7 protein-coding genes are annotated in these 6566 nt (G+C 46.4%); 5 read left to right on the plus strand and 2 right to left on the minus strand.

All coding sequences use genetic code 11. The features are described 5' to 3' along the window. Positions 1-5 precede the first annotated feature (5 nt). The gene (locus ACTHY5_RS00270; protein ID WP_441874805.1) at positions 6-650 is read left to right on the plus strand and encodes a LysE family translocator; all 645 of its coding nucleotides are present in this window, start codon (positions 6-8) and stop codon (positions 648-650) included. A gap of 51 nt (positions 651-701) precedes the next feature. Here ACTHY5_RS00270 and ACTHY5_RS00275 read toward each other — a convergent pair whose 3' ends face one another. Further along, the gene (locus ACTHY5_RS00275; RefSeq protein ID WP_441874807.1) at positions 702-1907 is read right to left on the minus strand and encodes an MFS transporter; all 1206 of its coding nucleotides are present in this window, start codon (positions 1905-1907) and stop codon (positions 702-704) included. A gap of 101 nt (positions 1908-2008) precedes the next feature. On the opposite strand from ACTHY5_RS00275, the gene ACTHY5_RS00280 reads away from it, so the two are divergent. The 4 genes from ACTHY5_RS00280 to ACTHY5_RS00295 all read left to right on the plus strand — a co-directional run bounded on the left by ACTHY5_RS00280 (position 2009) and on the right by ACTHY5_RS00295 (position 5644). Next, positions 2009-2932 carry a LysR family transcriptional regulator gene (locus ACTHY5_RS00280; protein WP_441874809.1) on the plus strand — a complete coding sequence of 308 codons (924 nt, stop codon included), beginning with the start codon at positions 2009-2011 and terminating at the stop codon, positions 2930-2932. 225 nt (positions 2933-3157) lie between these two features. Further along, entirely contained in the window at positions 3158-3658 is a 501-nt protein-coding gene (locus ACTHY5_RS00285; RefSeq protein ID WP_441874811.1) for a MarR family winged helix-turn-helix transcriptional regulator, read from the plus strand. A gap of 80 nt (positions 3659-3738) precedes the next feature. Continuing rightward, positions 3739-4956: an MFS transporter gene (locus ACTHY5_RS00290; protein ID WP_441874812.1), complete on the plus strand. Its 1218-nt coding sequence runs from the start codon at positions 3739-3741 to the stop codon at positions 4954-4956. A 142-nt stretch (positions 4957-5098) separates the two neighbouring features. Beyond that, a complete protein-coding gene (locus ACTHY5_RS00295) occupies positions 5099-5644 on the plus strand; it encodes a hypothetical protein (RefSeq protein WP_441874814.1) in 546 nt (181 codons plus the stop codon). A 202-nt stretch (positions 5645-5846) separates the two neighbouring features. Here ACTHY5_RS00295 and ACTHY5_RS00300 read toward each other — a convergent pair. Beyond that, on the minus strand, positions 5847-6566 hold a 720-nt coding region (locus tag ACTHY5_RS00300; protein ID WP_441874816.1), incomplete at its 5' end, for a 3-deoxy-7-phosphoheptulonate synthase.

Below are 6566 nucleotides of genomic sequence, written 5' to 3' on the forward strand. Positions count from 1 at the left end.
TATACATGAACTATACATTGCTATTAGCCTACACGACAACGATCACTTTATTAATTGCTACCCCAGGGCCAGTTGTGGCCTTAGTACTTAATGCTGCATCTAAACAGGGATTAAGGACAGCATTCCTTACCATTATAGGAACTAACCTTGCTTCACTACTCTTAATTGGAGTGGCAGCTATTATTATTTCTGGCTTATTAACCATAAATATTATGTTATTCAACATAATTAGTATCATGGGTTGCATCTATATTGGCTGGCTTGCCACCAACACATTACTCACTGACTTACGCTCACCTAGATCCATGATAAAAGAGGACGCTGATACTTTTAAAAAAGAACCTTCATCCTTATTAAGTGGATTTCTAGTTGGCATAGCTAACCCCAAAGACATTATATTCTTTGTTGCATTTTTTCCTCAGTTCATCAATGTAGCGCCAAATTTTTCATATGGGATAATTATTCTTACTTTAGTTTGGATTGTGTTTGACTTTCTTATCTTGTTCGGTTACAGCCTGCTAATTAATAAGTTTATGTGTAACATTGAGAGCCGTTACGTATCTATTGCATCCGGTGTTTTTTTATTGTCGGTTGCTACCCTTGGCATGCTGTACGTAATACGTGACATTATAAATATTAAACCAATATAAGTAGATAACTTATATTCACAAGGAAGGCTCTTTAAGTGGCAAAATTGGCCGTCATGATGTTACAGCTAACAAGCGAAAACGTTTGGTGAGTTTCTTTTGCAAAATAAACACGATAATTGGGAATCCTAATGCGGCTATGGCACATATCATCAGCAATCTGCTTATACTTTGTAGCGTTATGTCGTCGTTGGATAGCAGTAAGGGAGAAAGGAAGAACGCGATGGTTGTTACCAGATACATGATCGATGTTTGTAATGAAACAAACCCAGCGCGTTGCTTATCATCAGGGAACTGAATTGTAATGGTCGAAGATGAGACTAGACGACTGTACGATCCACCGAGAAATAAGATGATAAACAATGCTGCATTCTGATAGTCCATGACCAGTACTAACAAGCTCAGTATAAAGACTAGGGTTGAACCTGTAGCTAGAAGCAGAGTGGAATAACGTGAGGTTAACACACCGGTTATCTTTGTAGAAAGGTAACCTGCTATACCGCCAATGAAAAATAACCAAGGTAACAGGTTTTGCGACACGCCTAACTGCTGCGTCATTAATGGCACTAACATGGGAATAATCAGCATCGGACTGAACTGTACCAACGCATTGCTCGAGGCAAACAGTAAAGTGTCCGCATCGAGAGACGGCCTGTTCTTAGTTTCTGAGGGGGCAGAGTCTTTGGGAATGATGAATACAATCAATGGCAACGCCAACAGACAGCATGCACAAATTACCCCCAAGGCGACATGCCAACCATAATGTGTGGACAAGAACAACATCATGGGCATTCCGACAATGCTTACCACCGAAAATGATGCAATCACGGTTGCCAGCATTTTGCCGCGTAAGTTAGCCGGAGTACCGTTTATCAATAAACTGGTACTTGCCCCCATCGTCGTCCCTCCAACCAACCCTGCGCAGAATCGTAGTGTCAGAAGAGTACTAAAATTAGTGGTGAACGTAATCAGAAGCGTCAACGTGCCTAGCAGCGCCATATTGATAATTAAAAAACGCTTCTTATTAAACCTATCTATCCAGTAAAAGGCAGCCACTCCAGAAAGGACGGCGCCCAATGTATAAACACCAGATACATAGCCTGAGAACGATACGGGAACTGAGAAATCCCCTGCCATAAAAGTAAAAATAGGGTTGAACACCATGTATTCCAGTGCATTCGTGAACTGAATAAAGGAAGTTACAATAGCCATCCGAATGAGAGCCTTTTGGTTAAAAGTATGTTGAGCTAACGGCATCATAGTTGTCCCATTGATGAGAGATATCTAGAGCCTACCTGCTATCATCATTAAGCATTAGATGGTACAAATGGCATTGATTGTTATCAATATTGGGATAGTCTATGCATTCTGCTCTGAACTTCAAAACCCTAAAGATTTTTACTGCTGTGGTGGAGAAGGAAAGTTTTGTCGGGGCAGCTAAAGCCCTTGAGATGCCCACATCAAACGTGAGTCGCTGCATTTCTCAGTTAGAAGAAAAACTGAACCTTCAGCTTATTGAGCGTAGTACCCGACATATGAAATTGACTCAGTTAGGTCAACTACTCTATGCGCGAGCAAAGCCATTACTGGAGTTATTGGAACAAACAGAAGCCGAGTTAACGTCACGGCAAGTCCAACTCCAAGGTCCATTACGTATCTGTATTCCAAACGAAATTGGCCCAGCAACACTGGGGACTATTATTGCCGATTTTGCCTGCCATTACCCAGATGTAGAACTTAGCTGTGTCACAAATTTGTCGGGTCTCGAGTCGTTACGAGAAGATTTAGATCTCGCCATTATCATTACTCGTGGGCAGATGGAGGACAGTGATTATATCGCCCGTCACCTAGTCACTATTCCCTGTACCATAGTTGCCGCCCCTTCAGTTATTAAACGTTGCGGCATGCCTACTCATATTGAGCAACTTAAAAAGCTGCCTTGTATTACCACGGTAAGCGCGTTAAAAGGTGCGCCCTGGCAGTTCGTCAATACCAAAGGTGGATTTGAAACCATTACGGTGAATGGACACTACCGTGTCAACAGCGGTGAAATGGCGTTGCGCGCGGCTGTTTCTGGCGTGGGTTTTGCTATTTTATCGCGAGAGGCCTGCCAATCAAGTATTGCAGATGGGCGATTAATTGAGGTTGAATTTGAGCTATCGGCGGCCCCATTGCACTTGTTTGCGCTTTACTCAAGTCGTCGTTACTTACCCTCAAAGACAAGAGCGTTTCTTGATTTTATACAGCAAGGATTGGGAAACAGACCTTTGACAGCTTGTGGTTAAAAAGCAGACTTAATGGATAATAAATTCTGCTCTTCAAACAGATCTGAATAAGAAAAGTATGAATAATATTACTGCTTTAGCTATGTCAGAAGTGCACCTAGTTTGATGATACCGGGGCCTCTACCGTGACCCGCATAGGAGAAGCGGTTACTTCAAAAATTTGACAATAATTATGTAGTTAACTACATTACAGTTTGTGATATTTAATTGATGGTGCAGTGGCTTATGTTTGAGCTTAAGGATTTACCCAGTTATGAAACCTTGGTGCGACTGGGGGAAGAATACCAAAACCCGGATGTGGATGGTTTGCACACTTGGTTGATCTGGGCCTCGGCTACCAGTGAGATGTTGGCTGAGTTTGACGCTAACCTTGCTCAAACATGCGGACTGTCGCAAACACAATTTTTCGTCATGATCTTGTTGAAGCGCAATCCTCAGGGCTTAAGTATCGGCGCACTGGCGGATGGTGTGTCGGTGACCTCACAAACCATGACCCGCGCCATTGACCGCATGGAAGTCAGTGACTTTTGCCACCGTAAGCCTGATCCAGAGGATCGCCGCTCTTGGCTGGTGTTCTTAACTGCGAGTGGCGACGAAATATTAGCGAAAGCCTTGCCTGCTCATTACGCTTGGGTGGCTAAGCTGATGGAACATTTTGATAGTGACGAGCGAGCCATGCTTAACCGGTTAATGTTGAAGCTCAATCAAGCCGGCATGCTTTCCTAAGGAATGGTTGAGCGGAATGAAGCCCTATCATTATTTTTATTTATATATGTAGCCAGCTACATATCAGTAAGGAGCATTACATGGCAGCCCTTAAGCATCAGCCGGTACTCAATAATGAATCACCCTCGTTAGCCCTACGGGCGTTAGTCGTACTCTGCGCGTTGGCTGTGGTGTCTTTGCTCTATTTACCATTACCCGTGCTGCATGTGCTAGAGAACAAATATGGGGTAGGAGCCACTGGCATGATCAGTACGTTTGGCTTCACCTATGCCGCTGGGTTTTTAGTTTTTGGCCCGCTATCGGACAGGCTTGGCAGGCGCAAGGTGATGGTATCTGGCTTGTTGGCATTAGCGGTTGTTACGGCTCTGCTTGCGCTCGCCGAAACGCAATCTCAATTAGTGATTGGACGCATATTGCAGGGACTAGTCGCGGCCTCTTTTCCTCCGGTTGCGATTGCTTACTTAGCGGAGCGGGGCACAGCACGCCAGCGCGCTTGGAGCATCGCTTGGATGAGCAGTGCATTTTTATCTGCCGGACTATTAGGACAAATCTATGGTGGGCTAGTGACGCTTCGCTGGGGGATAGGAGCGGCATTTTTGCCCTTATGTGCTGTTTATGCGCTGACCGCATGGCAACTTTGGCGCACGCCTAAAGATACGCCTGCACCACTGGATCTACCGAGTTTGCTACCTAACTACTTGTCACTGGGACACTTATTAGTCGACTCAAATTTACGTCGAGTGTATGTGCCCGCCTTTTTTCTATTGCTGTGTTTTGTGGCTTTTTACATGGGGCTGGACCTGCGCTTTGCCGCCGAATTTGCCCACCATGATATTTCGCCACTGATGTTACGAGCGCTGGCGGCACCGGCTTTTCTGATGCCATTGGCCGTGGCCGCCATGATCCCTCGCTTAGGCGCTGAGCGCGTGATTAGCGCAGGCTTAATTTGTGCAACCGCAGGCCTCGCGCTCAGTGCATTAATAGGTAGTGAGCATATTGCGGTATTCGTGGCAGCGAACTTGCTGTTCGTAGCCGGTATTGGCATCAGTGTGCCGGGGCTGATTATTCGGGTGACCAGTGTGACTCATGCGTCTGTGCGTGGCATGGCGGTCGCACTCTACACTTTTGTGCTTTGGATAGGCGCTAGCCTCGGACCTTGGCTGGCGCAGCAAACCGCAGATATGCGTCTCGAAAGTATGTTGTTTTTATTGTCGAGTTTGTTAGGGGCATGTGCACTTTATGCCATCGCAGGTTTAAGAAGTAACAGGGAGGCCATCAATCACTCATCTCATTTGTAACATCATATTTACTCATTACCGGAGATCTACGATGAAAAAACGACGTTCCCATACCCTGCTGCTGACGATATTTATCGCCTCAGCCACCACTCTATTACCAGCCTACACCCAGGCTGCCACTCATAAAATTGAGGAGAATTCGATGCAAAACTCAGTTGTTGCACACATGGTACCCAGCAGCCATAAAGAGGCTTGGAGTCGCGAGGTCAGTGTCGATGGCGAGGCGGCCACCCTCACGCGTTATGTACGTAAAGACGATCGTAACGGCGGTATTGAAGGAGAGCATTTCAGCACCCTGATCGCCGCTAATGGCACGTTAAAGGGCTTTGCCAATATCTCCCTTGATCTGGTTAATACTGCCCTGCCTAGCCCTGAGCGCAGTGAAGAGATCGCCCGCGTGTTCTTAACAGAAAACGCGCCAGAGCTACTGCCACGGATGAAAGTTAGCTGGGTTAAACCCCACGACGAGCCCATTATGATTGAACGTAATGACCGCCGCGAAACCGTCAAACTCACTGGCATGAAAGTGAAAGCACGCAACCTAGCCGATGGCTTGTGGTTTTGGGTTATCGTGGGTGCAGATGAGCAACCGATGATCTTCGAGCGCGATATCACTTGGATAACCTTCCCAGGACATCGTAAAACTGAAAAGTGGCTGCACGACAGCTGGCTTAAAGATCAGCTATAAGCAAAGGAACGACGTTAGCAAAACTAAGTTGAAATAACGGCACGCCTTAGCAGCCCTAGAAAATATTTTATTTAGACTCGTATAAGCAGATAGCTCACTGTTAGTCAGATACAGAAAAGGAGCCTTTCAGCTCCTTTTTTTATTTTTAGCATTTTTCTTATCGCTTCTAGCTTACGGCTTAAAGCTATCCGATGGGCCTCGGTTAACCGCGTCTCGCCTTCACGGCGTCGGCTAATTGCGCCAGCATAGTTTCGGTGTCGTCCCAACCGATGCAGGCGTCGGTGACGCTCTGGCCGTAAGTGAGCTGGGTTAAGTCGTCGGTTAAGTCTTGGCGACCAGCGACTAAGTGGCTTTCGACCATCACCCCCATAATGGCCTGTTGGCCACCGGCAATTTGTGCACTCACGTCTTCAGACACCACCATTTGCCGCTGATATTGCTTGCTGCTATTGGCATGGCTAAAGTCGACCATAATATTTTGTGGCAGATCCGCTTTATCTAATGCGCTGCATACTTCGGCCACATCTTGTGCGCTGTAGTTAGGTGCGCGACCACCGCGTAAAATAATATGGCAATCAGGGTTACCCGCCGTTTGCACAATGGCCGAATGCCCAAGCTTTGTCACCGACAAAAAGTGATGTGAGGCACTGGCTGCCCCTATGGCATCTGCCGCCACTTTAATGGTGCCGTCGGTGCCGTTCTTAAAACCGACTGGGCAAGAAAGACCGGAGGCCAGTTCACGGTGCACTTGAGACTCAGTAGTACGAGCGCCAATCGCACCCCAGCTCATCAGATCCGCCATATATTGCGGGGTGATCATATCGAGAAACTCACTGGCAGTGGGCATGCCCATATCATTGAGATCGAGTAATAGTTTACGACCTATCCGTAAGCCGTCGTTGATCTGACAGCTATTATCGAG

Source organism: Oceanisphaera sp. (assembly GCF_052084945.1).
GTDB lineage: Bacteria > Pseudomonadota > Gammaproteobacteria > Enterobacterales > Aeromonadaceae > Oceanimonas.